Here is a 26397-nt window from a genome sequence, read left to right as displayed (position 1 = left end):
CCTCCTAATTAGTTTTTCTGTTTTTTCTGTTTTTATATTCTATACTTGCATACTCATTTTCTGTAGTCTGGACTTTGTATACATGCTGACATTTTGGAAACTTATATGCTTACAGAATAGATTTTGTTTTTGCTTTAGTTATTGTTCATTTTCTACAAAACAGTCTGATATTTTAGCACTGTTCTACATTTTCACTAAATCTTTCTGGAAATTTTATCCGTTTTCACCTTGACTTTTATGACTGCTGCCGTTAAGATGAAAACTGTAAGCTGACAGGCTATTAGGTCAGCAAATAACTATTATTAAGGGAGGTTCTCATAATGAAAACAGTTAAAATTTCACTGAACTCTATCGATAAAGTGAAAGCATTCGTTAATGAAATCAGCAAATTCGACTGCGATTTCGATTTAGTATCCGGAAGATATGTAATCGACGCAAAATCTATCATGGGTATTTTCAGCCTTGATTTATCCAAACCGATCGACTTAAACATCCACGCTGATGGCGCTGCTCTTGATACCGTTATGGCAATCGTAGGCAAATACGTTACAGAATAATTTTTCGCAGTCATTGAGGAACTGGTAAACAGTTCCTCTTTTTTTGTGCCACCGGTTTTTTCTGCCGCCAATCCATTATAACTGTCGTGAAAATATTTGACAACCTTTATTTTCACCGCATCGCGTTAAACCAAACTTCTTTTTCCTGTAATAAACAATAAATTTTTTTACTTCTTCTGACTGTATCAATATGCTCATCTTTTCGAAGCCTTCCTGAAGCTTAGGCTTACCACATCTACAATCATAGTTTCAAAATCATTCTCTTTCATATTTGTCGCCATTAACTAATGCGCCTCCTTTTTCAGTTAGAATCCACCGTTTTGATATGCTCTTGCAATCACATATGATGGCTCATAGAATGCACTACAGTTATAATTGTCAATTACATCACAGATTTCATTGTTATATACCCTGATTATCCCTTCTACAAAATCTTCTTTTGAAGTTAATGTATCTCTTATCAGACGCTGATATACAGCTCCCATATCCAAAGGTGAAGGAATAATTGAAGCCATCTCTTTGTCAACTGCTGTAATATCATAATCTCCAGTTTTTAAATCATAATCACTTATCCAGTCTTCTTCTACCTTTAATGGATTTTCGCAATGTAATACATTTGCACAGCTAAGCAGATGATATAAACCATCTCGTCCAATTGTATTTACAACATACTTATTTTTCTGTTTAATGTGTCTTGCAACACGCTCTATCATATAACATACGAAATAAAGATCATTCGATTCTATATCTTCGTCTGGAAAGTATTTATTCTTCATAATGTCTCACTCCCTTCAAAAGTCAATGTTTTCAGTGCTGCTTCTGTACAGAACACAATCTGATGGGTAGGATAATTAAATCTTACCAACCCCCAGAATGCATCTCTTGGGATTCTTCCATCAATGAATCCTTCCACAAAGTTCCAGATTTGATTGTCTGCCATAGGTTCTTCCACAATGTCATAACTATGTTCAATTCCTCGTCTGCAGTCTGCCACAAAATCAATTATGTCCGTTTCATATGTAGGAATCTTGACATCCCTGACATCTACCTGACCTGTAACTACATCTGCTATAAGTTTTGTCCGAAGTTCTTCGACAAGGGTGATTTTTTGTTCAAGCTGAGATGCTTGTTTGCTAAAATTTAACAATATTTTATCATTCTAATACCAAAATTTCAATCCACTCCGGCTTGTTCAGCAAACTCCTGAAATGAATTTTTTAATTCCGCCACCCATTAGCCGATAGAATTTACTCTCGCATAGTAGGCATTTACTCTTTCACATAATAATGTTATGGTTGTATCTCTTTCTGACAGCAGTAAGCGGACAACCTTATCTCTATCTTGACCGTTCCGTATCTGTTCCCAGCGCCTTTGTAAATCAAATGCTTCGTGCATGAATGGAGCAGGCTGACAAACTGGAAAACGGTGAAATCAGCAAAAAAGAATATGATGAATGGAGATATAAGTACCCGGAACTAAATATCTACCAGAGACATGCCAAAGTGCCTTCTCAGAAATTGAGTGATTACCTTGTACAGGCTTTATTTGATAAGAAAAAGAAAGAAAAGAAAAACCTTACCGATATTCAGTTTTTTACTTCTGAAAATCAGTAAGGCTTCTTTATGTACGTTAAGAAATAAAATTTTTATCTTTTGAATAATCACAAAATGTTGCCATTTTGTCGCCAAGCACTAAGCAAATTTGTTTGTACCACGCATAAATACTGGTGACTTGTGATTGTGTGGATTATTCAACTTCAATAATCTCAACAGTCTCCAGTGCTGTCTTCATCAGTTCGTCAATCTTTTCTTCCAGTTTAGTTTCAGAACGGTGGATTACATTCAGGTTTGGTTTGGTAACCGGGTGTTTGGCTACGAAGATGGTACAGCAGTCTTCGAATGGCTGGATGGATGTCTCGTAGGTTCCGATCTCCCAGGATCTTTCAACGATTTCCTGTTTATCGAAGCCGATAACCGGGCGGTATACAGGAAGGGTGCAGACTTCGTTGGTGGCTGCAAGGCTCTGTAAGGTCTGGCTGGCAACCTGGCCGATGCTTTCTCCTGTGATCAGGCCAAGGCATTTGCTTTCTTTTGCAAAATGTTCTGCAATACGCATCATGTAACGGCGCATGATGATAGTCAGCTCGTCATGTGGACACTGGTCATAGATGTAAAGCTGGATATCTGTGAAGTTTACCACATGGAGACGGATCGGTCCACTGTATTTTGCTACCTGTTTTGCCAGGTCTACAACTTTCTGTTTTGCTCTTTCGCTTGTGTATGGCGGAGCATGGAAGTATACGGCATCAATCTTAACACCACGTTTTGCGATCATGTAACCAGCTACCGGGCTGTCGATTCCGCCGGAAAGGAGAAGCATGGCTTTTCCATTTGTACCGATTGGCATTCCGCCTGCGCCTTTGATGGTCTGGGAATATACATAGATCTTGTCACGGATTTCTACTGAAAGAGTCAGGTCCGGTTCATGTACATCTACGCTTGCATCCGGAAACTCATCCAGGATACGACCGCCAAGTTCTGCACTAACTTCCATGGATGTGATCGGATAAGATTTCTTTGCTCTTCTTGTATATACTTTGAAACTTCCGTCGTAGTTCGGATGGCAGTTCTTCATGTAGGAAACTACGTCCTTTGCCATCTGCTCGAATCCCTGATCTTCGTAGATCACTACAGGGCAGATTCCAACAATACCGAATACATGCTGCAAGGCTTCTACAGTTTCATCATAGTCATACTGCTCCGGGCAGAATACATAGATTCTTCCCTGTTCTTTCTTTACTTCAAATTCTCCCTCTACTTTGGAAAGGGCAATGTTCATCTGCTTTACAAGGGCATCTTCAAAGATGTATCTGTTCTTTCCCTTGATAGCGATTTCAGCGTATTTTATTAAAAATGCGTGGAATATCATTTGTTTCTCCTTCTCTCATTTTAATCATTATCTGCGTGCATAGCGTTTCAGCATCGGCAGTACTTCGTTCAGAACTTCCAGGCAGTAGTCAACTTCTTCGAATGTATTCTCCTCTGAGAAGCTGATACGTACAGTGTTCTCGATCTGTGCATTGCTCATTCCCATTGCGGAAAGTGTTGCGCTTGGTTTTCTCTTATGGCTGGAGCATGCGCTTCCTGCTGATACGTAAATGTTTCTGTCCTCTAAGGTATGAAGCAATACCTCGCTTCTGATTCCCAGAAAGCTGACGCTTAAGATATGCGGTGCGCCCTCTCTTACAGGCATTCCGTTGATCACTACGTCATCAATCTTTGAAAGTCCCTCTGCCATGCGTTCTTTCAGCTGGTAGAGATGTTCTACTTTCTCGTCAAAGTTCTGGTACATCATCTTTGCAGCAACGCCAAGTCCTGCGATTCCCGGTACGTTGTCTGTTCCGGAACGCATGCCGTTCTGCTGGCCGCCGCCAAGAATCAGCGGCTGCACTTTTGCTTTGCTGTTGATGTACAGGAATCCTACTCCCTTCGGTCCGTGGATCTTATGTGAGCTGACGGAAAGGAGATGGATGTTCCATTTCTTCGGATAAATGCGGTATTTGCCAAATGCCTGAATTGCATCTACATGATACAGTGCTTTCGGGCACTTCTCCTGGATCATGGCACCGATTTTCTCTACAGGCATAACTGCACCAGTCTCATTATTTACCATCATTGTAGATACGAGAATAGTATCCGGTCTTAATGCCTTCTCCAGTGCATCAAGCTTTACAACGCCCTGCTCATCTACAGGAAGAATAGTTACTTCAAATTCCTGTTCCTGAAGAAAGGCTACCGGCTGGCTGACTGCGGCATGTTCTACTGCAGTTGTGATGATGTGATTGCCGCTTCGTTTATTGGCAAGTGCACCACCGATCAGAGCTAGGTTATTGGACTCTGTTCCGCCGGAAGTGAACAGGATTTCTTTGTCTGTTACTTTCAGTATCTGGGCCAGTGTTGTGGCAGATTCTTTGACATACCTTTCTGCATCTACACCTTTTTGGTGCATGGCAGATGGGTTTCCGAAATCTTCCATCATTGTTTTTACCACGATGTCCTTTACTTCTTCGAAGCAGCGGGTTGTGGCTGAATTATCAAAATATGCTTCCATTTTTATTCTCTCTTGTTTCTATATATTATCATGATGTCTCTAAATTACTTTATTCCCTATAGTCTTAAATATAAATCATATTAAACCTAATAATTGAAACTTCATCTTTAATACATTTCATACCAGTTCAACACTTCACAAGTATAAAATACACTAAAGTTTGTTTTTGACGATGGAAATAAGTATTTTTTAACATCCTGAATATCTCATTTATTCATTCTCCAGTTGGAACATCAGCACTGACAAAATCGCCAATCCTGCTGTCTCAGTTCTGAGGATTCGTCTTCCAAGTGTAATTGCATGTGCACCTGCTTCCAGTGCTTTTGCTACCTCCTCTTCCTCGAATCCGCCTTCTGGTCCGATAAAGATGCCGATAGACTGTCCTGGTTTGATTTCGCCGAGGATTTCTCTGGTTTCTTTCATTCCTTTTGCAAGCTCATACGGAATCAGCTTTACATCCAACTGTTTTGCAAATTCCAGTGCCTGTTTATAGGTCATTACTTCATGAATCTCCGGAATCAACATTCGCTTGGACTGCTTTGCTGCACTCTCTGCAATCTGCTGCCAGCGGGCTACTTTTTTCGCGGCTTTCTTCGCATCCAGTTTTACCACACATCTCTTTGTCTCTACTGGAATTATGGAAAAAGCTCCCAACTCTACTGCTTTCTGGATGATCAGTTCCATCTTGTCTGCCTTCGGCAATCCCTGAAAGAGATAGATTTTATTCGGCAGTTCATATTCCGGCTCCTGGGCATAAAGGATATGAAGCAGTACTTCATCCTCCCCCAGTTCTTCAATCTGGCAATGATACTCTTTATTTCCACCATCACTGATCCAGACATCTTCACCGCATTTCATACGAAGAACATTCTTAATGTGATTTACATCTGTCCCATTGATATGGATACGATGTTCCTCTTCCTCAATCTGATAAGGTTCCACAAAAAAACGCTGCATAGGATCAGTCCTTTCTTGCTGTTACGGAAACCCACTCGCCCTGATGTGTCACTTCTACGACTGTCAGGCCTGCCGCTTTTACTGCCTCTACCACAACTTCTTCTTTCACGTCAAGAATACCGGAAGTGATGTAGTAAGCGCCTTTCTTCATCTGATTTACAATTACAGGAGTCAGCGGGATCAGAACATCAGCAAGGATATTAGCTGTTACGATATCGTATTTCTCATATCCTGCCTGATCCTGGATTGCTTTGTCATCAATGATGTTTCCGATCACCATATCAAAGCTTTCATCTGCGATCTGGTTTGCTTCTTTGTTCTCTGCAACCGCCGGAATTGCGCATGGGTCAAGGTCTGTTCCCAGAACATGTTTTGCGCCAAGTTTCAGGGCAACAATGCCAAGAATACCGCTGCCAGTTCCTACATCAAGCATCTCTGTATCCGGTGTTACATATTTCTTTAACTGACGGATTACAAGCTGAGTCGTCTCATGCATACCTGTTCCGAAAGCTGTACCCGGATCAATGTGGAGAATCATTTTGTCCTTATCTTCTGCTTTTACTTCTTCCCATGACGGTACGATAAGAATATCGTCTACATAGAACTGATGGAAATACTGTTTCCAGTTGTTGATCCAGTCCTTATCCTCTGTCTGGGATTCTTCGATGGTAGCTTCTCCAATGTCCATAAAATTCTTCAGATCATCTAATGCTTCACGAACATCTTTCAGGATTGCTTCTTTGTCTGCATCTTCTTCCAGATAGAAGTTCAGATACGCAAGGCCATCATCTGCAGGACCTTCCGGCATAATGTCTACAAACATCTGAGCTTTGTCTTCCTCTGTCAGAGGCTGTTTGTCCTGGATTTCTACACCTTCAATGCCGACTTCTGCGAGTGTGCTGATGACGATATCTTCTGCTTCTGTTTTCGTTTTTACTGTAAAACGGTTCCACTTCATATATTTGTCTCCATTTCTTTTATCATATATATTTATTATTAGTTATCATTTTTAATAGGAAAAAGCCTCATCTGCCAGACTGATATTCACACTTAACTTTTCTTTTTATTCTGGGTGTATATTCCGCCTATTTTTTCAAAAAAATTTCTAAAAATATTGTTGCGGTTTCCTTTACTGTAAAATCTCCACGCCAGTTCCACCAGTCCCACTCCTGCAATTGCATCCACCAGATAGTGCTGTTTCAATACCTGTGTAGAAATAATGATCAGGATTGCAAAAATCAGCGAAAAATGCTGATACCATTTTGGAATCTTCTCTGATTTTCTGACTCCGCGCCAGCTCAGCCAGCTTACATAGCAATGGATAGACGGAAATAAATTCGACGGACTGTTGCCGCCATCTACCAGATAAAGCAGTCTGAGGATCTGATCAGACCATGTACTGTCTGAAATCTCAGGTCTTATATTCGTTGTCGGTAAAATAAGAAAGATTACAAAACATGCAATGTGTACAGTCAGGTCTGTTGCCACAAAGCGATAGAATCCGTCTTTTCCTCTCTGTGCTGCCAGGATATAGTTTACCGCCCAGAATGGAAATGCCAGAATATAGATCCAGACAAACTGTGGAATCAATGGCACTGCTCTGTCCAATGATGAAGTAAAATCAAAATGATACCTGCTGGCCGTCAGTATGCCACTGCCCCAGTAGATCAGGCAATTCAATACAACTATGCTTACCAGCGGCAGTATTGCCCATGTTGGGAGATATTTCTCCCGAAAATCTCTGATTTTCTCTTTTTTAGTCAAATATCTCTCCATTTCTCAGGAAACTTTTATCCTGCTAAACTGTTATGAACCTGTATCATTTTCAACTATCGGAAATACTTGCATCTGTAGTCTTTTATTCTATCCCTTTTTGAGGTCATATAATCATTGCGACTTCTCTTCTGCATTTTACCGTTATCTTTCAATATACACGACCACGCAAAAAAAGAAAAGAGGTTTGCCCTCTTTTCTTTAATTTTCTTTTATATTTCTGAACTTTTATAGAAGTCCAACCCTTAGATCTGTAAGGATCAGTCTTCAAAAGTCTCTTTTAATTTATCCATGAAGCTCTTTTTCTTCTTCTCAGATTTCTCTGTTCCTTCAGAAGATTCTTTCGGGCGGTTGCCGCATGCTTCGTCGAATTTACGCAGTGCTTCTTTTGCTTCTTCGTTGAGGTTTGTAGGAACCTGTACAACGAAAGTTACATAGTGGTCGCCACGTACATTCTTGTTTCTTAAAGATGGCACACCTTTTCCTTTCAGACGGATCCTTGTATCTGTCTGAGTTCCCGGTTTCACTTCATATTCAACTTCTCCATCCACTGTGTTGATACGTACAGTACCGCCCAGCGCTGCCTGCGCATATGTAAGAGGCGCAGTAGAGAAGATATTCATATCCTGTCTCTGGAAGATCGGATGACGTGCAACATTTACTTCTACAAGCAGATCGCCTCTCGGACCTCCGTTTGTACCCGGTTCACCCTTCTCACGGATGCGGATGCTCTGACCATTGTCAATACCTGCAGGTACAGATACCTGAATCTTCTTTCTTGAAGATGTATATCCGGTTCCGCGGCAGGAAGTACATTTATCCTTGATGATCTTACCTGATCCATGACAATCCGGACAAGTCTGTACATTACGCACCATTCCAAACATGGACTGCTGTGTATAAACAACCTGACCTTCTCCATGACATTTCGGACAGGTTACCGGTGAAGTACCCGGCTTCGCACCTGTTCCATGACAGGTGGTACACTCGTCTTTCAGTACGATCTCCAGTTCCTTCTCACAGCCAAAGACAGCTTCTTCAAAAGTAATATTTACGCGTGCGCGGAGATTAGCTCCCTTCATCGGACCATTATTGGCACGTCTGCTTCTGCTGCCGCCGCCAAATAAATCGCCGAAAATATCGCCGAAGATATCACCCATATCAGCACCGTTAAAATCAAAACCTCCGAAGCCGCCGCCAGCACCTCCGCCACCGTTTTCAAAAGCCGCATGGCCAAACTGGTCATACTGTTTTCTCTTCTCCGGATCGCTTAAGATGGTGTAAGCCTCTGTTGCCTCTTTAAATTTCGCCTCAGCCTCTTTATCTCCTGGATTTACATCCGGGTGATACTTCTTGGCCAGCTTACGATATGCTTTTTTAAGTGTTGCGTCATCGGCGCTTTTGTCCACGCCTAAGACTTCATAATAATCTCTCTTATCAGCCATGATTTTAATCCTATACCCGTTTTATTTATAACACAACTATTCAGTGAGAGAGACTCTCCCACTGAACAGTTATTATTGATATTTCCGTTGCAAATCTCTGCTTTTACAGAAATGTCACATTATACTTCTTTATAATCAGCATCTACAACATCATCGTTGTTTCCTGCATCTGTGCTGCCTGCTGCACCGCCGCCCATATTCATGTCCGGTCCTGCCTGGCCGCCTGCCTGCTGTGTCTGCTCATACATTTTAGCGAAAAGCTTCTGAGCACTTTCCATCATCTTCTCCTGAGCAGCTTTGATATCTGCTACCTGAGAATCTGTCATCTCTTCTGCATTTGCAGTCTGAGACAGTAAATCTTTCAGTGCGTTCAGGTCTGCTTCTACAGCAGCTTTATCATTAGCATCGATCTTGTCGCCTGCTTCTTTCAGTGCATTCTCAACCTGGAATACCATGGAATCAGCATTGTTTCTTGTATCGATTGCTTCCTTACGTTTCTTATCCTGTGCTTCAAACTCAGCAGCTTCTTTTACTGCCTTGTCGATATCGGAATCAGACATGTTGGAACCAGCTGTGATTGTGATGTGCTGTTCTTTACCTGTTCCAAGATCCTTAGCAGATACATTTACGATACCGTTTGCATCGATATCAAATGTAACTTCAATCTGCGGAACACCACGACGTGCTGGCGGGATTCCGTCCAGACGGAACTGACCAAGGGATTTGTTGTCTTTTGCAAACTGACGCTCACCCTGTACAACGTTGATATCTACTGCTGTCTGGTTGTCTGCTGCTGTTGAGAAAATCTGGCTCTTTCTTGTAGGAATAGTAGTATTTCTCTCGATCAGTCTTGTTGCGATACCACCCATTGTCTCGATGGACAGTGACAGTGGAGTAACATCCAGAAGAAGGATATCGCCTGCGCCTGCATCACCTGCAAGTTTACCACCCTGGATAGAAGCACCAAGTGCTACACACTCATCCGGGTTCAGGTTCTTGCTTGGCTCTTTGCCTGTTAACTGTCTTACTTTATCCTGTACAGCCGGGATACGGGAAGATCCACCAACCAGAAGTACCTGGCCAAGTTCAGATGCTGTGATACCTGCATCTGAAAGTGCACGACGTACCGGTTCTGCTGTCATTTCTACTAAGTCATGTGTTAATTCATCGAATTTAGCTCTTGTAAGGTTCATGTCGAAGTGTTTCGGGCCTTCTGCTGTAGCTGTGATGAATGGCAGGTTGATGTTTGTAGTTGTTGCGGAAGAAAGCTCTTTCTTTGCTTTCTCTGCAGCTTCTTTTAATCTCTGAAGTGCCATCTTATCATTGCTTAAGTCAACGCCTTCTGCTTTCTTGAACTCTGCAAGCATATAATCTGTAACTTTCTGGTCAAAGTCATCACCACCAAGACGGTTGTTACCTGCTGTAGAAAGTACTTCGATAACGCCATCACCGATTTCGATTACAGATACATCGAATGTACCGCCACCTAAATCGTATACCATGATCTTCTGTTCTTTTTCATTGTCAAGACCATATGCAAGAGCTGCTGCTGTTGGCTCGTTGATGATACGTTTTACATCAAGACCAGCAATCTTACCGGCATCTTTTGTTGCCTGACGCTGAGCATCATTGAAGTATGCAGGAACTGTGATAACTGCTTCTGTAACTTTCTCGCCAAGGTATCCTTCTGCATCTTTTTTCAGTTTCTGAAGAATCATAGCGGAAATTTCCTGTGGAGAATATTTCTTCTCGTCAATTGTTACACGGTAATCTGTACCCATCTCTCTTTTAATAGAAGAGATTGTTCTCTCTGCGTTTGTTACTGCCTGACGTTTTGCAGGTTCACCTACAAGACGCTCTCCTGTTTTTGTGAAAGCTACAACAGATGGTGTTGTTCTTGCGCCTTCTGTATTTGCGATAACTGTTGGCTGTCCACCTTCCATTACGGCTACACAGCTGTTTGTTGTACCTAAGTCAATACCAATGATTTTTCCCATAATCTTGTTCCTCCTAATTTATTCTCAACTAGATTTGATATATTCTATATTACTAATACAAATTAATTGGCTACTTTTACCATACTGTGGCGAACTACGAAATCTTTGTAGGTGTAACCTTTCTGGAATTCCTCTACCACAATATTCTCACCAGCTTCTTCGTCCTCCACATGCATCACTGCGTTATGGAAGTTCGGATCAAATTCCTTGCCGACTGCTTCGATCGGTTTCACACCAAGCTCATCCAATGTTGTGATCAGCTGTTTGTAGATCATCTTCATGCCATCCGCGAAAGAATCACCTTCCGGTGCCTGTGCAAGGCCTCTCTCGAAGTTATCCACAACTGGAAGCATTTTCTCAACGATGTCTTTAGCTCCGATGATGTACATGCTGGATTTCTCTTTCTCCGTTCTCTTACGGAAGTTATCGAACTCAGCCATGTTTCGTTTCAGTCTATCTGTAAGTTCTTCGATCTGCTGTTCAAATTTATCTTTCTCTTTTTTCTTCTTGCCGAAGAAAGAAGTTTTTGATTTGCTGTCTTTCTTGTCATCCTGGGAAGCTTCTTCGTCTCCATCCTCTACCGGGATCTCTTCTGCTTCAGCTTCGCCATTCTCTACAACTTCAGGTTCATCCTCAACAGTTTCTTCTGTTACAGGAGTCTCTGTTGTCTCTTCTTCCTGAGCTGTGTTCTTTGTTTCTTCTGACACTCTCTATTACCGCCTTTCTAACTCTCTTTCTTAATCAGTTCGTCCAACTGGACTTTCAAAGCCTTCAGGCTGTCAACTACGTTTGCGTAATCCATACGCTTCGGACCGATGATACCGATGGTACCATGCATTCCTTTTCCAAGTTCGTAAGTGGCTGTGACCACACTGCAGTCTTTCATGGTCTGCACCGGCATCTCATCACCAATGTACACCTGAATTCCTGTGTTCTCGGTATCAGACATTCTCTCTTTCACCAGGTCTACCAGATCCTGCTTCTCTTCAAATGCTGAAATCAGCTCGCTCGCTTTGCTTGTGTCTGCAAGCTCCGGATACTTGAAAATGTTGGTTGCTCCTGAAGTATATATCTGCATATCATCTTCGTCTACCTGGATGGTGTCTGCCACTGCATCAAGGACTGTGCCAACCACAGAGCCATGTACACCTGCCTGTTCTTTCAGGCGGGCGATCATTCCCAGGTTGATATCCTGAATAGGCACCCCATTTAAGTTGGTGTTAAGAAGAAGATTTAATTTCAGGATTGTCTGATCGTCCATCTCCTCATCCAGATTGATGATCTGGTTTCGGATGACATTGTTATCACTCACTACTACTGCCACAAGCTGAAGGGGTGTTACGCGGGAAAGCTGGATGAATTTAATCTTGCTTCCGCTATACTGTGGAACAGAGATCATGGTTGCATAGTTGGTATTGGAGGCCAGTACCTTTGCTACCTGCTTCAGCATTTTATCCAGTTTGTCAGTTTTCTCTATCATGAGATCCTTGATTTCCTGAACCTCTGATTCCTTTTCTTTCATCAGCTCGTCTACGTAGAGGCGATAACCTTTATCAGAAGGAATTCTTCCGGCTGAGGTGTGGGGCTGTACGATATATCCCATATCTGTCAGGTCTGACATCTCATTCCGGATGGTGGCAGAGCTTACATTTAAATCTGCAAACTTGGAAATGGTCCGGGAACCCACCGGTTCGCCTGTTTCCATGTAGGTTTTGATGATGGCTTTTAGTATTTTCTTTTTACGATCATCTAATTCCTGATCCATGAAGTTCCACTCCTTTTCTGCCTTTCTTTTTTGATTGTTAGCACTCGATAATTAAGAGTGCTAACATCTATGTTCATAAGATAGCACTCTTAAAGTTGTTTGTCAATATTATTTTGTGAATTTTTTGTTATTTTATGAACAATTGGTTACTGTTCTCACGCCACTATCCCGCGAGGTGTTTTGGCATGAGAATGCCAAAATCCCGAGACATATCGCGCGAATTTATGCGAATAGCATAAATTAAGTTTGCGAAGCAAACGATACTCCTTGGGCTTTGCACAAGGAGGTTCATATTTTTTGCATCGCGAAGCGTGTTACTGGGCACGGAGTGAACAGTAACAACAATTGGGATTGTTACTTATCCAGCGTATCCAGGTTCTTTTTCAGGTCGATCATTTTGTCGCGGAGTTCGGCGGCCTGTTCGAAGTTGAGGTCTGCGGCGGCGGCGCGCATTTGTTTTTCTACCTGGGCGATGAGTTTGGTGAGTTCTTTGCGGGTCATGGACTCTGGGTCTTTCTGGAGTCGGACCTCGGTTTCGGCTACTGCTTTGGATACGGCAATGAGGTCGCGGACTGCTTTTTTGATGGTGGTGGGGGTGATTCCATGTTCTTTGTTGTAGGCTTCCTGAATGGTTCGGCGGCGGTTGGTTTCGGTGATGGCTTTGTGCATGGAATCGGTCATGTTGTCTGCGTACATGATTACATGGCCTTCGCTGTTTCGGGCAGCTCGTCCGATGGTCTGGATGAGGGAGGTTTCGGAACGGAGGAAACCTTCTTTGTCTGCATCCAGGATTGCTACCAGGGTGATTTCAGGGATGTCCAGACCTTCCCTGAGGAGATTGATTCCTACCAGTACATCAAAGACATCCAGGCGCATATCGCGGATGATGCGGGCACGCTCTAAGGTATCGATATCGGAATGGAGATAGCGGACTCGGATTCCTACTTCTTTCATATATTCTGTCAGGTCTTCTGCCATTCGTTTGGTGAGGGTGGTGATCAGGATTTTGTGTTTCTTTGATACTTCTTTGTTTACTTCTCCGATCAGGTCGTCAATCTGTCCTTCAATGGGGCGAACTTCTACTTTCGGATCCAGAAGTCCGGTTGGACGGATGATCTGTTCTGCGCGGAGGAGTTCGTGATCATACTCATATTGTCCCGGAGTGGCAGATACAAACATGACCTGATCCAGTTTGGATTCGAATTCTTCGAAGCTTAAGGGACGGTTATCCTTGGCTGAAGGAAGTCGGAAGCCGTAGTCTACCAGCGTCTGCTTACGGCTCTGGTCACCGGCGTACATTCCTCCTACCTGAGGTACTGTAATATGAGATTCATCTATAATAAGTAAGAAGTCATCTCCAAAATAGTCCAGCAGTGTGTATGGCGGCTGTCCGGGCTTTAATCCTGACAGATGTCTGGAATAATTTTCAATTCCTGAACAGAATCCTGTTTCTTTCATCATTTCAATGTCGAAATTGGTGCGTTCTGAGATTCGCTGGGCTTCCAGAAGCTTGTCTTCACTTTTGAAATACTCTACACGTTCTTTTAATTCTTCTTCTATTGCTACAGCAGCTCTCTGGATCTGTTCTGCAGGCACTACATAGTGGGATGCAGGGAAGATGCTGATATGGGAACGCTGGCATTTGATTTCTCCTGTCAGTACATCAATTTCTGAAATACGGTCGATCTCATCTCCGAAAAATTCTACTCTCACGGCTGTGTCGGAGCTGTTGGCAGGAAAAATTTCCAGAGTATCTCCGCGGACACGGAAGGTGCTTCGGTGGAAGTCCATCTCATTTCTGGTATACTGAATGTCGATCAGCTCCCGGATTACCTCATCCCGGTCTTTGGTCATACCTGGACGCAGGGAGATCATCATGTCAAAGAATTCCTGAGGGGATCCCAGTCCGTAGATACAGGAAACGGAGGAAATGACCACTACGTCTTTCCGCTCTGACATTGCGGCTGTGGCAGAGAGACGGAGTTTGTCAATTTCGTCATTGATGGAGGAGTCTTTGGCAATATAGGTGTCTGAAGACGGGACATAAGCCTCCGGCTGATAGTAGTCATAATAGGACACAAAATACTCCACCGCGTTCTCCGGGAAGAACTCCTTAAACTCCCCGTAAAGTTGTGCCGCGAGGGTTTTATTGTGTGCCAGAATGAGGGTCGGTTTCTGTAATTGCTGGATGACATTTGCCATGGTAAAAGTCTTGCCAGAACCCGTAACCCCTAGTAAAGTCTGGCATTGGTTGCCTTCTTTGAAGCCCTGGACCAGCTTCTCAATGGCCTGCGGCTGGTCGCCGGTGGGGGCAAATTCTGAGTGTAATTTGAACTCCATAACTGCATTTTTCCTTTCTAGTGACCCGTAAAAAAGTTCGCCTATATGCCAGAAATTCGTAAAACTGGGTATTCAAAGTCCTAGCATATAGTCGAACTTTTGGCATTTTACGAATGAAAGTCACTAAAACCCATTTTTTGAAACACCGCAACACCAGATAACATCAGGTGGAATTGGTATCACGGAAATTCACTAAAAAGTATAGCATACATAAAATAAAAAGTATAGATGTTTCCCAGAACATTTGTTCTTCTGTTCATCTATACTTTTTATGGCTACTGCAGATAGGGTTTGTAAAATAAAATCAAAAGTGCCGACAGCAACAGCGTACAAACGCTCATTGCCATCGGCAAAATCATTACCTACCCCACAAACCGATACCCACTCCCAACCACAGTCTCTATGTACCCTTCTCCAATCTTCCGTCTAAAGGAATACGCCACATTCGCCACAGTCGCCCCGCAATGCTCCGGGTTCTCTCTCCAGACCGCTTCGTAGATCTGTTCTTTCGAGAGAACCCAAGACGGGTGTTGAGTTAGGTAGAGTAAAGTAAAGAACTCATGGTGGGGCATTGGCACTAATTCGCCATTCCGATAGACCGTCTGCTCCTTCAAATGGATTTCCAAGTCAGAAAATTTAATGCTTGGGGAGAGGATGTTAAATACGTGACCTGGCACTGTGCCTTTGAAGATAAGAAGTACGTGACCTCCTTCACAATTCCATCCTCATCCATTGTTAAAAAGTCGCCTTTCCGAAAAACCTCTATTGCGTGGCTAATACTCGTTTTGGAGAAACCCATGTGTCGGGCAAGATTAATGGAACGCACCATACCTTTATTCTTTCGAAGAATGAAGATAGCCTCCAGATAATCCTCACCTGACTTATAAAGATTTTTCCTGCTAGTTTTTTTTCAGATTGTCCATCTTTTCCGAAAACTAGATTGTCGAACAAGAGATGCATATATACTATTTCTCTCAATCAATTCTTCATGTATCCCTTGCTCTTTTATTCGCCCACCATCCAATACTAATATCTGATGTCTTCCGAAATGAATCCTCACATAGGGAAGAATAAGCAAACGCTCAAAGTCAGAGTGATTATTCCAATAATCAGATATGGGATGTTAAATTTCAATAGCTTCAAAGGATCAAATTTGCTGATGGAATAAGCCATGGTTCCCGCTGCACAGCCTGTGGGGAACGCAACGGCATACCACGCTGCCGCATTGGCAACAAGAACAACCGCTCTTGGATCCATGCCACCCGCAAGTGCGGTACTTGCCGCAATCGGGGTCAAAACAGCCATTGTGCCGTGATTGGAAAGGAACGTCGACATAACAACTGCTGCAACAGCAAACACTAGCACTACTGTGAATCCACTGGGGTTCTGTCCAAGAAGACGGAGCACCAGTTTTCCAATTGCTTCACCCGCTCCGGAAGTGCTCAGAGCCGTAGACATTGCCAGCATACCGCCGATCATCCACACCATATCGCTCGTCATTATATGTACAGCTTCTTCACGCTCCATAATTTTGGTGAAAATTAGGATCAGTACACCTGCAACCGGAATCAGGTAGGAGATATCCCCAATCTGACTGTTGAACAAGAACCCGACAATGACCGCAACAAAGAGAATAAGGACGATAATTTCCTGCGGTCGGGAAAGCTCTTTGACCTCTTCCGCCTGTTTCGTAGTGCCTTGAATCTGGTCGTGGCTAAGCTTCATTTTGGGTATCAGTTTCCATGCTAAGATAGAAAATACAGTCATTGCGATGGCAGGAAGAATTGAGACTTTCGTCAGATCAAACATACCCAACATTTGATCTGCTGACGCCATTCCTTCATAATAGGCATTGGCCTGCATGGGACGAGCAGCGCCCATACCAACCGGGAATAATCCTGTCCACGCACAGAGAATTACAAAAATGAGATACAGCATCCTCGACTGACTCAGTTCCCCGTCGTCATCCATGTTCCGAATAAAGACGTATATGATCGTCAGGACAGCTGCCTGGCCCATTACCTGGCACAAGAGTATGGTGATGCCAATCAGCGCCAGCATCAGTCCGATCCCGCTCTTACCTTTCAATCGGTTCATCACGTCTTTCAATCTTCGAATCAGGCTGGTTTTCGAGATGGCATTTCCGAGTACCATGACTGTTGCCACCATAATGGTATTCTTATTCACCAATCCCGAAAAGGCTTCGGAAAAGCTCAGAACACCTGTGATAGCAAGGATGGCCACAGCTGTCATAGCCGTAACACCGAACGACACTTTCTGTGTCACAAACATAATTATCATGCCAACCATTACGGCAATAACAATATATATCTGTATGTTTTCCATAATAGATTTTCTCCTTTTTGTATGTAGTAATCCCTGTTACCATTGTTTTTTTCAAAACTTAGTATACTGGTAAATCCACATTGTTACAAATGTGAGGTCACTTCATCTTGTCCTATATGTTCTACTGAAGATTATCCCTCTTTACACGATCATCCAGCCAAGCGCTGAATTCTCCTGGGTAGTCTGCATCGCAGTGTCCTGATCCCCAGACCAGTGCGTAATCCACATCCTGGTGTCCAGCTGCCTCCAATGCTTTCGCCAGCGTGAAGGCAATACCAAACGATGTATCGGCATCCATACTGCCCACCCGTATGCGGAAATGCTCTGCCACGTGCTTCGTTCCGCACAGTTTTATATAATTCATAGGATTAATCAAAGAAATTCTCTTTAACAGATCGACATCCTTTGTCACAGAGGAATAATCCTCCGCATATATGGAACTGTATCCATTGAGTTTTTCATATCTTCCATCTGACATCAGCGTACCGATGAAAGAATCGAAATGCATGTAATCTTCTGTTTCAGAACCAAACACATGATTCTCATGCGTTTGCTTTTCCAGGGCATCAAACGCAGGGCATGCTTTCTTGCGTCCAATGATATGATGCACATAGGCATCAAGGTCCGTAATCTCCCAGTCCTTTCCGGTCCACATGACGGTGCCAGTCCCGGCATCCACCTCTTCCGCCAGCAGTTTTCTCTCCTCCTGCGTATGTCCATGTCGGATGAGAAAACGATTCAGTGATTTGGTAATCTCAGCCATGACCGCATTATAGTAACTTCCACTCCGGCCATCGCGATTTAACGTGAGCCCAAGATCCAAGCTGTTGATATACTCCGGGAAAGCATCAGCAAGGTCGTGAGATAATGCTCGCTGGAATTCGCTGTTTACTTTAGGCAGAGAGCTGGAATTAAAAACAGAGATTGCCTTCTCCCTGAACATCCACTCATATGCCATATCTGCATTTTCGAGATTTGTAATCGGGCAAAAACATTGTGATGCGTAGACACGATCACTCTCATCCATTTCGGCACCGATTTCTTCCAGATAGACATCATAATCCGGATGGTCGCCGGTCAGCCCAACCATGGAACTCATCGCTCCGCCAGCACTCCTTCCCACGCTGACAATCTTATCCGTATCGCCAGGGAACTCTCCCTTATGCGCACGTAACCAACGAATACCGGCTTTCAAATCCACAAGAGCCGCAGGGGCTTTTCCGATGCTTTTTCCGGAAGCATCCCGTGTCTCCTTGCCGCGCGAGCCGACACCGATCGTTACATATCCATCTTTGATAAATTTGATCGTGCGATCCGCCACTTCAGGTGGGGCAGATTCCCGATACCCGCTTACGCCGTTGACATAGATGATGGGAACGGTCTTAGCTGTATAAGATGAACCGTTGTGATTTAACACATTCTTGTCCCATGTAATCGTGCCGTCATGTCTCATGAAAACCTCAGGCACATAAATTTTCAGCGACTGTTTTTTAGGATCTTTCGGTTTTTTACAATAGACAATCTCATCTGAACAATAACAATGGTACGCATCGTTATAGTGCCAATGCATATATATCCCTCCTTTACTGTTTGTGTAGTCTCGGAAACTCAAATCTCTTTTATTTCCTAACTTTTCTCAACTCTAAATTTACAATTGCATCTCTACATTTCTGTAACAATTCTGTACTTTTTCTATTTTTTCAAAAAACATTTGACAAAATGCCTGAAATACGCGCGTTTCCACTTAATGACAAAGGCGGTATATTTATGTTCAAACCCGAATCATGGCAGAGCCACAATGAGTATCGAACCTTTGTTGATACTTTTAGCTGCAATATTACCGCAACAATCCCCATTACCACTTTAACCTTCATCTTAAAGAGCACCAAAAACTTTTAAGCCTGAACCTTGACCCTGTCAGGGACTACATCGCGGGGTATTATTCCAATACCAGCAGACCTGCAAAGTATCAGGCGCAAATCTAGCGTTCCCTGATTCTGACTGACTGCGTACGATACAACATCCCCGTTTCACTCAGACAAACGAAAAAAGGTTGAGTCCGACCTCAGGATCGAACCTGCGCTCGACACAGCCGTCGATTACACGGATGATCATCTCACAGGTAGCGGAGACCGTGGCACAGTTCAGATGCCCACCGTAAACTGAACCCTTATCATCGCCAGCACTCATATGCAAGTGGTGATAGAATTCCCCCCTCTTGGTAGTAACGGTACCTGTCAGGGAAACGATCTCAAAAGCACCCTGAAAGCGATTGGAATGATATTTTTTCTCTGCGGTGTTGAAGACGCCAACGGTAAAATCATTCACTGCTCCTAGCGCCTCGACACAGGCTAGTTTGACATCTTCTTTTTCACAGACTTTACGAAGTTGTGAGGTAATCTCCTCACCCTTATCTATGCGAACGATGAGCGTGTCCTGCAATCTACTGTAATCCATATTCTAAACCTCCCTTTTGTGCAGTGTTCCAGGTTGTTGGCGATTTTAATAAAGAATCATAACTACTTCTTATCTGCACCATAGTTCATGCCGAAACTCTCTGCATGGTGCCTGTAATTGAAAAAGCAGGACACCACTTCAATGCAAGACTTTGCCCAGATTGAAGCCACATTATCCAAAGAATCGGTAGTGACAGAAATATCCTAAAATACGATTTTCTTTATTGTTGTTCCATATAGTTGATCATGGCCTGTGCAGCCTCTTCTGCGGCGCGAACAGCGAGAACAACTGAGCGGGAACCGTGTACCACATCTCCGGCGGCGAAGACTCCTGGTCGGGTGGTCATTTGCTTGCCGTCCACCAGCAACCAGCCGCGCTTGTTGGCCTTAAGTCCTTCGGTTGTCTTGACCAACTTGTCCTTCGGCCCCTGACTGACAGCGATGATGGTGCTGTCCGCCTTGAACAACTCATCCTCATCCTCATAGCCAATGATGCTGTTGTTTTCATCTAACAGAGTATGCTTGAAGACGGGGCCTTCCGGCGTAATGCGCTGGATGCCTTTTTCGTAGAAAATCTCCGTACCATCAAGCTCTGCGAATTCGCGTTCGTGGTCGCTGGCACGGCAGGAGCGACGGCGCTCGAATAGCATAACGCGCTGAGCACCGTGGCGGAAAGCCGTACGGGCTACATCCATGGCGACATTGCCGGCACCTATGACGGCAACCGTTTTGCCCAGATTGTGAGCACCGGGATTCACCAAATATGAAATCCCAAAATGAACGTTTGCCAGAGTCTCTCCATGGATGCCAAGTCGGGCTGGACGCCATGCGCCGGTGCCCACAAAGACGGAGGCATAGCCGTCGCGGAAGAGATCTTCAATAAACAGGTCACCTCCCAGAACAACATGAGTGCGGATCTGCACGCCCATTTTCAGCAGACAATCGTGATAGCGATCGAGCACGGAATGGGGTAGACGATAATCCGGGATGCCGTAGCGGAGCATGCCGCCGATCATGTTACGCTCTTCAAAGATCGTCACACGATAACCTGCCTTTGCTAGGATAATGGCGACTGTGATACCAGCCGGCCCGCTCCCGATGACGGCGACAGACTGTTTTTTTTCCGCAGGAGTGACGGTATCCATGCGATCCAAATAAGCATCGGAGATATACCTCTCAATTTCGTAAAACTGGATCGGCTGACCCTTCCTGCCCTGGATACAGTGACCCATGCACTGACTGCCGTGATCACATACGATAGAGCAGACAATCGACATAGGATTATTATTAAAGAGCATTTCGCCGGCTTCCATCAGCTTATTTTCCTTGAAAAGCTGGATTATCGCTGGGATTGGCGTGTGAATCGGGCAGCCCTCTTGGCAGAGAGGCTTTTTGCAGAGATAACAACGGTTTGCTTCCTCCTTGATGTGTAGTGCCATTGTGCTTCCTCCTGTGTTTTTTTATTCCGCCCGCAACAGTGCCACAGCAACATCGTTAACGTTGGTGCCGGTGGGCCCAGTGAAGATCAAGCCGCCAACTGTTTTGAGTGCGTGATAGGCATCATTGTTCTTCAGAACATCAAAAATAGAAATCCTATGCAGTTCAAATTCTGAAAGTGATTCATGATCTACATAGCCGCCCGCTGCGTCCGTGGGGCCATCTGTTCCATCGCTGCCAACCGAAAAAACTGCGGCACCGGGAATGCCCGAAATACCGGGGACTGCAGCAAGAGCAAGTTCCTGATTACGACCTCCGCAGCCGTTTCCGGTAAGATGCACCACAGTTTCGCCGCCAGCGATGAACGCGATGGATTGATGACCGCCTGCGTGGCTTTTCAGAATGCTTGCGAGGAAGCTACCCGCCTCCCGTGCCTCACAGGAGAGCTGATCCGTCAGGAATACCGGTTCATAGCCGAGCTTTTTGGCGGCAGCCGCTGCGGCAGAGCAGAGTGCGCGCACGGAGCCATTGATATAGGTTTCCACGTTTTCGAGCGATTTGGGTGTTTCTTGATCCAGTAGCTGCAGTGCTGCGGGAGAGAGCCTGAGGCCGTATTTCTCCACAATGGCCTTCGCTTCCGCACAGGTGGAACTGTCGGGGTAGGCCGGACCGCTGGCGATCATATCCAGTGAGTCGCCCAAGATGTCGCTCAACACTATGCTCAACATTTTTGCTGGGGCACAAGCCAGAGCAAAGCGCCCTCCCTTAACTGCGCTAAGGCGTTTGCGAATGGTGTTTATCTCAACAATGTCCGCACCGCTGGCAAGGAGCTGAAACGTGATGTCCTTAATCTCTTCTTCTGGAATCAGGGGCAGTTCAAACAGTGCACTGCCTCCACCGGAAATCAGAAAAATAACAGTGTCATCGCCTGTGAGTTTTTCCACCAGCTCCAGTACTCTTCTTGTGGCGGCAAAACTGTTTTCATCGGGTACTGGGTGCCCCGCCTCATAACAGGTTATGCCGGGGAGTTCTCCCTTAACATGGCCGTATTTGGTGATGACAATCCCGCCATCCAACTGGTCAAGTGTATCCACAGCCGCCTTTGCCATCTGCCAGCCAGCCTTGCCCACAGCGACGAGCAAAGTCTTACCTGCGGAAGGGCGGTAGTCTTTTAGAGTCCGACGAACTGCTTCATCTGGCAATACGGCGGTAATGCTCTCGCGTACAATCTGTTCTGCGTCTTTTCTGAGTGAAGTGTTCATAAAATCCCCTCCTTCTGATCGGCTCAGGTAATCGGTGCAGGGTTAAAGATGCAGATATCATTGTGCCAGCGATACTGCTCGGAGAAAGGTTGCTTACGACCGCTGGCCACATCCAGGATCAGTTTAAACAGTTCCTCACCCTGTTCCGCGATGGTTGCTTTGCCAAGCGATGCGGGACCCGCATCATAGTCGATGATATCCGGCCACTGTTCTTTCAATTCGCTGCGTGAACATACCTTTATCACCGGCACCGCTGCCAGAGCATAAGGTGTGCCTCGGCCAGTCATGAAGACCTCCAGTCCCATGCCGCTTGCGAGCTGACTGGGTCCGCAGAACAGATCTGACGCCGGAGTCGCGGCAAAGATCTCGCCATGCTTTGTTGGCTTCTCGCCGGGAGACAGCACTTCTACGATCGGAGAGGTACCAGACTTGGCGATAGAACCCATGGACTTTTCGATAATATTAGAAAGCCCGCCTTTTTTATTTCCAGGGGTGGTGTTCGCACTGCGATCCACGCCGCCCGCCCGCAAGTAAGCGTCATACCACTTCATTTCTTCAACAAGCCTTGCACCAACCTTCTCATCAATGCAACGCTGGGCGATCATTTGAACGCCGTCACGCACCTCCGTCACTTCGGAAAACATTACAGTTCCGCCACCTGATACGATGAGATCAGCGGCATATCCAGCGGTAGGATTTGCAGTAATGCCCATGAATGCGTCGGAGCCTCCGCACTGCATTCCAACCAGAAGCGATGACAACGGCAACGTGACACGCCTACGCTCATTCAGTCGCTTCAGCTTGCGCTCCGCCATGTCCAAAATTGCCTTCATGACGGCATCACGCCCTTTGTGCTCTTGGAGAACAATCACATTTTCGGGAGTGTTCAGCTCCGGCCATAAGGTACAAAAGCGCTCGGGATTGAACTTTTCGCAGCCAAGGCTCACTAACATGAACTCGCCGCCGAAATTGGGATGCAATGCAATATTGCGAATGAGCCGCTGTGGAACCTGCGCTTCAGGTGCGTCAATTGCCACCCCGCAACCATACTGGTGGTTGACGGTCACTACATCGTCCACATTGGGATACTTCGGCAAAATCTCCTGACGGATTCGGGAAATCGCTTCATTGACCACGCCTGTGACACACTGAACCGTGGTATTAATACAGAGCATATTTCTTGTTCCCGCAGGACCGTCACCCCAAGGGTTCGGATAGCCCTCCCAAGATTTGACGGGAGGCTCAGGTAAATCAGTTCGAATATTGGTAGCAAACTCCATGTTGTCCAGATCCGGCGCGGGAGCTATGATGAGATTCGACTCATTAATCCAGCCACCACGGGGCATGTTTATCCGCATGGTACCGAGGACAACACCGTAGCGGATCACTTCCTCGCCTTCTGGGATATCCGTGAGAGCGATTTTATGTGCCTGGGGAATTTTTTCACACGTCACTATGCCGTCCGAAAGCCTCGTTCCTGCAGGAATATCTCGGATGGCAACCGCAACATTGTCTTTTTCGTTGATTTTTATACAGAGTGTTTCCATAGTTCCTCCTAATACAAAGCACTTGTCGTAACAAGGCTGATTCACATTTTTTCTTACGACTGTACGATAGTCGGAATTTACATGGTGCCTCTTACCTAATCAAACCAGCTTCACGCATGGTTGATTTGATTTGATCCAGCACAGATCCCTCCGGGGTAGATAGATTGGGGCGATAGGGCTCGCCTACATCAAGGCCACGGAGATTGGCCATATCTTTTGCTGCCACGGGGAACGACGCGGCATCCATAGAAAGGCGGACAGGGTTGAGCGTGAACTGTGCCTCGAGCGAGCCAGCCAGATCCCCTTCGACATACTTTTCATAAACCCTGCCGATGAGTTCCGGCATGAAGTTGCCCGCAGTGCAGACACCACCTACAGCGCCAACGCAGAGACTCGCATAGAGAAGCGTATCTTTGCCTCCGAAGACCTTGAAGTCCACATCGCGATTGAGGCGCACACACTCCTCGGTAAGGGTAATATCGCCGGAAGTGTCTTTCAAACCAACGATGTTGAAGACCTTATGAGCAAGCTTCGTAATGAGCGCAGCATTTAGACAGTAACCGACCCGGCCTGGGTTGTTGTAAAGTAGTACTGGAGTCTCGGGAATCGCCTCTGCAACAGTTTTGAAGTGGACATAGAGTTCATCGTCCGTGGGCTTTAAAAACATAGGCTGGAGGACGGAAACGGCCTGTGCGCCGTTTGCGACCGCCATTTTTGCAAGGCGCACGCATTTCTTTGTATTGATCGCGCCGATGCCGAAGTATACAGGGCTCCGGCCCGCCGCCTGATTAACGGCGATCCTAAGGCCGCGTTCCATTTCGTCCTCCTCGATCTGATAAAACTCGCCGTTGGAGCCATAGACCAGGATGCCGTGCATACCACTGTTTATCACATAATCTATCTGGCGGCGGAAAGCGGCTTCGTCGATCCGCTCCTCCGCATCAATGGGTGTTATGATCGGGACTACGACCCCCTTAATAAAAGATGTATCCATAGTTGTTCCCCCTAATGAAAGATGTATCCATAGTTGTTCCTCTTAGCGACCGATCCGGATACCGGTCAGGTATTCGTAATACTGAGCGATAGCGCTGTGATCCTTGCCGCCACTTTCGTGATTGTGCATCCACTGGAGAATTTCCTGCACGGAGGCAGTCATGGGCACCGGCGCACCGACGGAGTGGGCACAGTCGAGGGCATTATTCAAATCCTTAATGTGCAAGTCAATCTTGAAGCCAGGTTTGTCGTTGCCGGCAATCATCATAGGAGCCTTGGCATTCATGACCGTAGAACCGGCGAGACCGCCCTTGATGGCATCAAAGACCAGATTGGGATCTACGCCAGCCTTCTGAGCCAGGGTCAGTGCTTCAGCCAGAGCTTGAATGTTGCACGCCACTATAATTTGATTTGCGAGTTTCGTGGTGTTACCCGCACCAACGTCGCCGCAACGGACGACAGAACTGCCCATCGCCCCCAGCATATCCTTATACTTGTCGAAAACCTCCCGCTTGCCGCCTACCATGATAGAGAGTGTGCCGTCAATGGCCTTTGGCTCGCCGCCGGAAACCGGAGCGTCTAGCATCTCTACGCCGCATTTGGCGACCTCCTCACTCAATTCCTTAGAGTCCACGGGATTGATTGAGCTCATGTCGATAAAGGTGCAACCAGGCTTCATGTGTGCGGCTACACCATTTTCACCCAGCATGACAGCCTTGACCTGAGGCCCGTTGGGGAGCATGGTGATGATCACGTCGCAACTCTCGGCAACCTCGATGTAACTGCCAGCCTTGGCACCGAGGGCAACCACGGGATCACACTTTGCCATGCTACGGTTAGAGACGGTCACATCATAGCCCGCTTTGACGAGATTGATTGCCATGGGCTTTCCCATAATGCCCATTCCAATAAAACCAATTTTCATTTTTATAACCTCCGTTATCATATTTTTTGTGTTTTGCCTCTTCCTTTTGCTTTAGGCATTCTTTTTCACCTACTTAGTATCAGGCGATCTTTATATTTGGAGTATATCATAGCGTCTGCAATAAGTAAAACGCTGATATTTTAGAGAACTCTAAGTTTTTCTTATACATATTGCCGATGAACAAAAAAAATGCTCCGCCACAGCACTGTTAGCTTATTCAAATTTTACATCTTAAAATCCCAATTTTGTGCAAGATGTACAAAATTGGGATTTTTTTAATTCAATAACGAATCACCTTACTATTCAATTATGGCATTGTGATACGGTTCCAAGTATTAAAGACTTTTGCTTGTACCTTTTCTATTTTTCATCCATTGTCAATGCCTTTCTAGTTCCTACCATAGGTTATACCTCTGATTCGGATACATCTGTGATAAATCTCAGATTCTCTTCGTATGATTTTTTACTTTTTATGATTGCCTCCCAG

At 45.1% G+C, this 26397-nt stretch carries 22 protein-coding genes and 2 pseudogenes; 2 read left to right on the top strand and 22 right to left on the bottom strand.

Annotated features, from left to right (window positions below; all coding sequences use genetic code 11):
* Positions 1-320: 320 nt before the first annotated feature.
* Positions 321-557: an HPr family phosphocarrier protein gene (locus KQI87_RS13725; protein WP_008707401.1), complete on the top strand. Its 237-nt coding sequence runs from the start codon at positions 321-323 to the stop codon at positions 555-557.
* 305 nt (positions 558-862) lie between these two features.
* Here KQI87_RS13725 and KQI87_RS13720 read toward each other — a convergent pair whose 3' ends face one another.
* Together KQI87_RS13720 and KQI87_RS16685 are read right to left on the bottom strand one after the other, a co-directional pair.
* Positions 863-1333 (bottom strand): hypothetical protein, encoded by a 471-nt coding sequence (locus tag KQI87_RS13720; RefSeq protein WP_216460624.1) that lies wholly within the window; start codon positions 1331-1333, stop codon positions 863-865.
* The gene (locus KQI87_RS16685) at positions 1330-1704 is read right to left on the bottom strand and encodes a DUF3990 domain-containing protein (protein WP_253292532.1); all 375 of its coding nucleotides are present in this window, start codon (positions 1702-1704) and stop codon (positions 1330-1332) included. The genes KQI87_RS13720 and KQI87_RS16685 overlap by 4 nt, the downstream gene beginning before the upstream one ends.
* Before the next feature lie 250 nt (positions 1705-1954).
* Here KQI87_RS16685 and KQI87_RS13710 point away from each other — a divergent pair, with 250 nt between their 5' ends.
* Positions 1955-2170, top strand: a complete 216-nt coding sequence (locus tag KQI87_RS13710) for a hypothetical protein (RefSeq protein ID WP_330655869.1) — start codon at positions 1955-1957, stop codon at positions 2168-2170.
* 133 nt (positions 2171-2303) lie between these two features.
* Here the strand turns inward: KQI87_RS13710 and thiI are convergent, their stop codons facing one another.
* From thiI to garR, 20 genes and pseudogenes are all read right to left on the bottom strand, one after another.
* A complete protein-coding gene (gene thiI, locus KQI87_RS13705; protein ID WP_216460623.1) occupies positions 2304-3485 on the bottom strand; it encodes a tRNA uracil 4-sulfurtransferase ThiI in 1182 nt (393 codons plus the stop codon).
* Positions 3486-3512: 27 nt separating this feature from the next.
* On the bottom strand, positions 3513-4667 hold the full coding sequence (locus KQI87_RS13700) for a cysteine desulfurase family protein (protein ID WP_216460622.1): 1155 nt from the start codon (positions 4665-4667) through the stop codon (positions 3513-3515).
* A gap of 210 nt (positions 4668-4877) precedes the next feature.
* Positions 4878-5624: a 16S rRNA (uracil(1498)-N(3))-methyltransferase gene (locus tag KQI87_RS13695; RefSeq protein ID WP_216460621.1), complete on the bottom strand. Its 747-nt coding sequence runs from the start codon at positions 5622-5624 to the stop codon at positions 4878-4880.
* A 4-nt stretch (positions 5625-5628) separates the two neighbouring features.
* Positions 5629-6582 carry a 50S ribosomal protein L11 methyltransferase gene (prmA, locus tag KQI87_RS13690; protein ID WP_216460620.1) on the bottom strand — a complete coding sequence of 318 codons (954 nt, stop codon included), beginning with the start codon at positions 6580-6582 and terminating at the stop codon, positions 5629-5631.
* Positions 6583-6674: 92 nt separating this feature from the next.
* Entirely contained in the window at positions 6675-7388 is a 714-nt protein-coding gene (locus KQI87_RS13685) for a phosphatase PAP2 family protein (RefSeq protein ID WP_253292531.1), read from the bottom strand.
* A gap of 269 nt (positions 7389-7657) precedes the next feature.
* Positions 7658-8842, bottom strand: a complete 1185-nt coding sequence (dnaJ, locus tag KQI87_RS13680; protein WP_216460618.1) for a molecular chaperone DnaJ — start codon at positions 8840-8842, stop codon at positions 7658-7660.
* Positions 8843-8961: 119 nt separating this feature from the next.
* Positions 8962-10839, bottom strand: a complete 1878-nt coding sequence (dnaK, locus tag KQI87_RS13675) for a molecular chaperone DnaK (RefSeq protein ID WP_215680599.1) — start codon at positions 10837-10839, stop codon at positions 8962-8964.
* A gap of 62 nt (positions 10840-10901) precedes the next feature.
* Positions 10902-11546, bottom strand: coding sequence for a nucleotide exchange factor GrpE (gene grpE / locus KQI87_RS13670; protein WP_215680597.1), 645 nt, complete (start codon positions 11544-11546; stop codon positions 10902-10904).
* 17 nt (positions 11547-11563) lie between these two features.
* Positions 11564-12604 carry a heat-inducible transcriptional repressor HrcA gene (gene hrcA, locus KQI87_RS13665; RefSeq protein ID WP_008707388.1) on the bottom strand — a complete coding sequence of 347 codons (1041 nt, stop codon included), beginning with the start codon at positions 12602-12604 and terminating at the stop codon, positions 11564-11566.
* A gap of 354 nt (positions 12605-12958) precedes the next feature.
* Positions 12959-14944: an excinuclease ABC subunit UvrB gene (gene uvrB, locus KQI87_RS13660; RefSeq protein ID WP_216460617.1), complete on the bottom strand. Its 1986-nt coding sequence runs from the start codon at positions 14942-14944 to the stop codon at positions 12959-12961.
* A 362-nt stretch (positions 14945-15306) separates the two neighbouring features.
* Entirely contained in the window at positions 15307-15516 is a 210-nt protein-coding gene (locus KQI87_RS17365; RefSeq protein ID WP_253292535.1) for a winged helix-turn-helix domain-containing protein, read from the bottom strand.
* Positions 15517-15554: 38 nt separating this feature from the next.
* A pseudogene (locus KQI87_RS17615) lies at positions 15555-15821 on the bottom strand (hypothetical protein); the annotation flags it as partial.
* Between the two features lie 179 nt (positions 15822-16000).
* Positions 16001-17290, bottom strand: coding sequence for an SLC13 family permease (locus tag KQI87_RS13645; protein WP_216460616.1), 1290 nt, complete (start codon positions 17288-17290; stop codon positions 16001-16003).
* Between the two features lie 121 nt (positions 17291-17411).
* On the bottom strand, positions 17412-18860 hold the full coding sequence (locus KQI87_RS13640) for a subtype B tannase (RefSeq protein WP_216460615.1): 1449 nt from the start codon (positions 18858-18860) through the stop codon (positions 17412-17414).
* A gap of 464 nt (positions 18861-19324) precedes the next feature.
* Positions 19325-19747, bottom strand: a complete 423-nt coding sequence (locus tag KQI87_RS13635; RefSeq protein ID WP_216460614.1) for a PPC domain-containing DNA-binding protein — start codon at positions 19745-19747, stop codon at positions 19325-19327.
* A gap of 220 nt (positions 19748-19967) precedes the next feature.
* Complete coding sequence (locus KQI87_RS13630) at positions 19968-21185, bottom strand: FAD-dependent oxidoreductase (RefSeq protein ID WP_216460613.1); 1218 nt, start codon at positions 21183-21185, stop codon at positions 19968-19970.
* A gap of 21 nt (positions 21186-21206) precedes the next feature.
* Entirely contained in the window at positions 21207-22445 is a 1239-nt protein-coding gene (locus KQI87_RS13625) for a glycerate kinase type-2 family protein (protein ID WP_216460612.1), read from the bottom strand.
* Between the two features lie 23 nt (positions 22446-22468).
* Positions 22469-23992, bottom strand: a complete 1524-nt coding sequence (locus KQI87_RS13620; RefSeq protein ID WP_216460611.1) for a UxaA family hydrolase — start codon at positions 23990-23992, stop codon at positions 22469-22471.
* A 91-nt stretch (positions 23993-24083) separates the two neighbouring features.
* Positions 24084-24986 (bottom strand): dihydrodipicolinate synthase family protein, encoded by a 903-nt coding sequence (locus KQI87_RS13615; protein WP_216460610.1) that lies wholly within the window; start codon positions 24984-24986, stop codon positions 24084-24086.
* 42 nt (positions 24987-25028) lie between these two features.
* Positions 25029-25934: pseudogene (gene garR / locus KQI87_RS13610) on the bottom strand (2-hydroxy-3-oxopropionate reductase); the annotation flags it as partial.
* Positions 25935-26397: the final 463 nt, after the last annotated feature.

Origin of the sequence: Blautia sp. MSJ-9, assembly GCF_018919065.1 — a bacterium.
GTDB lineage: Bacteria > Bacillota > Clostridia > Lachnospirales > Lachnospiraceae > Blautia_A.
This window is presented reverse-complemented; position numbering and strand designations above follow the sequence as displayed.

Bases quoted from the DNA above. Each gene is read 5' to 3' on its own strand.
- hrcA (WP_008707388.1), bottom strand. From the start codon at position 12,604: ATGGATCAGGAATTAGATGATCGTAAAAAGAAAATACTAAAAGCCATC.
- KQI87_RS13645 (WP_216460616.1), bottom strand. From the start codon at position 17,290: ATGGAAAACATACAGATATATATTGTTATTGCCGTAATGGTTGGCATG.
- dnaK (WP_215680599.1), bottom strand. From the start codon at position 10,839: ATGGGAAAAATCATTGGTATTGACTTAGGTACAACAAACAGCTGTGTA.
- KQI87_RS13615 (WP_216460610.1), bottom strand. From the start codon at position 24,986: ATGGATACATCTTTTATTAAGGGGGTCGTAGTCCCGATCATAACACCC.
- KQI87_RS13700 (WP_216460622.1), bottom strand. From the start codon at position 4,667: ATGGAAGCATATTTTGATAATTCAGCCACAACCCGCTGCTTCGAAGAA.
- KQI87_RS13720 (WP_216460624.1), bottom strand. From the start codon at position 1,333: ATGAAGAATAAATACTTTCCAGACGAAGATATAGAATCGAATGATCTT.
- KQI87_RS13725 (WP_008707401.1), top strand. From the start codon at position 321: ATGAAAACAGTTAAAATTTCACTGAACTCTATCGATAAAGTGAAAGCA.
- KQI87_RS13640 (WP_216460615.1), bottom strand. From the start codon at position 18,860: ATGCATTGGCACTATAACGATGCGTACCATTGTTATTGTTCAGATGAG.
- thiI (WP_216460623.1), bottom strand. From the start codon at position 3,485: ATGATATTCCACGCATTTTTAATAAAATACGCTGAAATCGCTATCAAG.
- KQI87_RS13625 (WP_216460612.1), bottom strand. From the start codon at position 22,445: ATGAACACTTCACTCAGAAAAGACGCAGAACAGATTGTACGCGAGAGC.
- KQI87_RS13635 (WP_216460614.1), bottom strand. From the start codon at position 19,747: ATGGATTACAGTAGATTGCAGGACACGCTCATCGTTCGCATAGATAAG.
- KQI87_RS13695 (WP_216460621.1), bottom strand. From the start codon at position 5,624: ATGCAGCGTTTTTTTGTGGAACCTTATCAGATTGAGGAAGAGGAACAT.
- KQI87_RS17365 (WP_253292535.1), bottom strand. From the start codon at position 15,516: ATGCCCCACCATGAGTTCTTTACTTTACTCTACCTAACTCAACACCCG.
- KQI87_RS13630 (WP_216460613.1), bottom strand. From the start codon at position 21,185: ATGGCACTACACATCAAGGAGGAAGCAAACCGTTGTTATCTCTGCAAA.
- dnaJ (WP_216460618.1), bottom strand. From the start codon at position 8,842: ATGGCTGATAAGAGAGATTATTATGAAGTCTTAGGCGTGGACAAAAGC.
- uvrB (WP_216460617.1), bottom strand. From the start codon at position 14,944: ATGGAGTTCAAATTACACTCAGAATTTGCCCCCACCGGCGACCAGCCG.
- KQI87_RS13620 (WP_216460611.1), bottom strand. From the start codon at position 23,992: ATGGAAACACTCTGTATAAAAATCAACGAAAAAGACAATGTTGCGGTT.
- KQI87_RS13710 (WP_330655869.1), top strand. From the start codon at position 1,955: ATGGAGCAGGCTGACAAACTGGAAAACGGTGAAATCAGCAAAAAAGAA.
- prmA (WP_216460620.1), bottom strand. From the start codon at position 6,582: ATGAAGTGGAACCGTTTTACAGTAAAAACGAAAACAGAAGCAGAAGAT.